Consider the following 2,625-nt stretch of genomic DNA (forward strand, 5'->3'; position numbering starts at 1 on the left):
GGATATGAAGCCGCTGGAATCACTACCTATACGACTGGAATTTAACAGCGTGTTCATCCTGCGACTTAACCCGCGATCATGTTCTTGTTCATGGAAGATCATTCTGAAGATCAGTGTGTAAATTGTTTTCGAGGTATCCTAGGGCGTGTCCTCATTCCTAGGTAACCAACTGAATCATTTTAATTTTTTTAGTTTTGTGGAACCCTTCTCTCCTGAGGAGGGTTCAAGGATGACCCGCGGAGTACTGAACGATTCCATCTGGCAGCAGTTGCATGCAGTCATGAAAGCCAATGGTTGTCACAGTTAGCGCAATGACCGGGAAGTGATGGAGGCGATTTTATGGAAGCTCCGTACTGGTGCTGCATGGAGAGATGTACCGGAAGAGTTTTGTCCCTGGAAGACAGCCTAGAGGTCGCCAGAACGCCTATGGTTTGCTCAAGAAGGTTCATGTCACTAACTCGGACCTATTTGTGCATTGGAAACACGCAAAGCCGTGAAAATGGGAGCCGTATGAGCCGAGAGGTTCACGTACGGTTCTGAGAGAAGCTGGGGGGGAAGTTCACCTGGCTTACTCACCGTAAAAAAGTAATTGATACTGTCCCGGCGAGAAGCGGAATTAAACCTTGACCGTTCGATTACCACGTATCAGATGGTACAAACGGAACATGGATTTCACCGCTCACCCTTTTCATACCAGCATTGGCATCCGCACGGCGTCTTCGATATATTCGAGCCATGCCTTAGCGCTTGATTTTGCGTCCAGAACGGCAAGGTCAGGATGCAGCTCCTCAAACTTTTGGTTTCCCAGCATCTTCTGAGCCGCCGATTGTCGAGTCGGAAAATGTTGCGCCGCTAGCTTCTATCGCGCATCATGCGATAGCCATACCTTTCTGCAGGCACTCATAGTCTCTAACCCTTGCTTTCCCTGGCTCAGAGCTGCGGGATTGCGCCTTTTAGATGAAACAGGTTGTACCATCCAAGTTCTGGTCGGAAAGAATACTGCCCATCAGTGCTCACCAACCCTCGACGGCTTGGCAGAGACAGCGCACCTCGAGAGATTTGCCAGTTGATGGTCCTTCAAAACAACCGAGAGAATTTTCCCTGCCCAGGAGCAATTCTTCCCTATCAATTTTCCTCAAACGTCCATCGAGGCAAACCGTGTCCAGCCGTCTACAGACGGTGTAACAGTTCGCGCCATTACCCAATAGACCACCCGCCAGAGTCGTCGGGATCACGATAGGTTTTCTGATCTCCGCCAACTGCGACTTCAGGGCAATGATCTGAGATTGCTGGATGCTAATAATGCGCTCAAAATCAGCGGGTGCTGCCAACAGCGATTGAGTCAGACCTTGAAAGGCCATAGCCACGAGCATGCGACGTAACATAGAGAAGATCTCCTCACCTAGGTTCTTCGATGAAACGCGGAACTCACTCGTTTGCTGCATGCAAATTTAGACTGGGTCAAGGAGCATATTCGGCATCGCAAGTCATGAGCTGAAACAGATGCGGGCCAGGTATTACTCTGAACCAACGTCGAATCGCTTCTGACGGGATCGTGAGGCCTAGACTTGGTCATCTGGAGCCGCACGCATACCGCCATTCAGGCTTCCTTTCAAGGGCTTTTACGACTTCCAAAGGGGCCATGAAAGGATTGAGCAGAACGCTTAATCCCTAATAAATTATGCATGAAATTCTTCGGGTTCTGTTGCGCCTGGGTAAGTCGGAGGTATAGTCGGAGAAACCTGTGGAGGCCGGCTCATGCTTTTTGACACCAAAGGACATTCTTTCGAGCGTCAAATCATCATGCTCAACGTCCGCTGGTATCTTTCCTATAAGCTGAGCTACCGCGACCTTGAAGAGATGGCCAGGGAACGTGGGCTTGATGTTGACCACACCACCATTTACCGCTGGGTCATGAAATTTACGCCAGGGCTGGAAAAGGCTGTGCGCCGGCTTAAGCGCCCTTCAGGCAAAAGCTGGCACCTGGACGAGACGTATATCAAGGTCAAAGGCCAGTGGAAATACCTCTACCGGGCGGTCGACAAGGAAGGCAATACAGTCGATTATTTGCTGACGGCAAAGCGCAACCGGAAAGCCGCACAACGCTTTCTCTCCAGGGCCATCAAGTTAAATGACGAACCGATAAAAATCACTATCGACAAAAGCGGAGCCAACACATCTGCCATCAATGACTATAACGACGACGAAGGCACCGATATCGAAATTCGTCAGAGTAAATATTTGAACAACATTATCGAGCAGGACCATAGGCCCATCAAGCAGCTATGCAGAGTCACCTTGGGCTTTGGGAGGTTTCGAACTGCAAGGATTACAATTGGTGGCTTTGAATCGATGAGAATAATTCGAAAACGGCAAGTCAGAGCAGAGGGCAATACCTCTGCAGAGATCTTCTATTCCGTCGCTGCATGATCGTTCGCCAATCCTTGCTTCCCCTCGCTCAGCTTCTGCAAACGCAACACAACCAAATCGCTTGCCAAATAAAAATTGTGCTGCAGCCAAGCGGTGGGGAAGCCTCTGTCCGCCAATAGATTAGGGTTCCAATTTGAATAGGAAACGCCGTACTGAGAGCGTTACACCAAGCTACGGTGATCAAAAAGACTTAAA

Annotated in this window: 2 protein-coding genes and 1 pseudogene; 2 read left to right on the forward strand and 1 reads right to left on the reverse strand. The window is 49.6% G+C overall.

Going from position 1 to position 2,625, the window contains the following annotated elements; all coding sequences use genetic code 11:
• Positions 1 to 280: 280 nt before the first annotated feature.
• Positions 281 to 406, forward strand: a pseudogene (locus VE954_RS08595) (transposase); the annotation flags it as partial.
• 607 nt (positions 407 to 1,013) lie between these two features.
• On the opposite strand, the gene VE954_RS08600 reads toward VE954_RS08595, so the two are convergent.
• Positions 1,014 to 1,385: a hypothetical protein gene (locus tag VE954_RS08600; protein ID WP_324951696.1), complete on the reverse strand. Its 372-nt coding sequence runs from the start codon at positions 1,383 to 1,385 to the stop codon at positions 1,014 to 1,016.
• A gap of 373 nt (positions 1,386 to 1,758) precedes the next feature.
• Here VE954_RS08600 and VE954_RS08605 point away from each other — a divergent pair, with 373 nt between their 5' ends.
• Entirely contained in the window at positions 1,759 to 2,430 is a 672-nt protein-coding gene (locus VE954_RS08605) for an IS6 family transposase (RefSeq protein ID WP_324951698.1), read from the forward strand.
• Positions 2,431 to 2,625 lie beyond the last annotated feature (195 nt).

This window comes from Oligoflexus sp., from assembly GCF_035638955.1.
In the GTDB taxonomy this organism is placed as follows: domain Bacteria; phylum Bdellovibrionota_B; class Oligoflexia; order Oligoflexales; family Oligoflexaceae; genus Oligoflexus.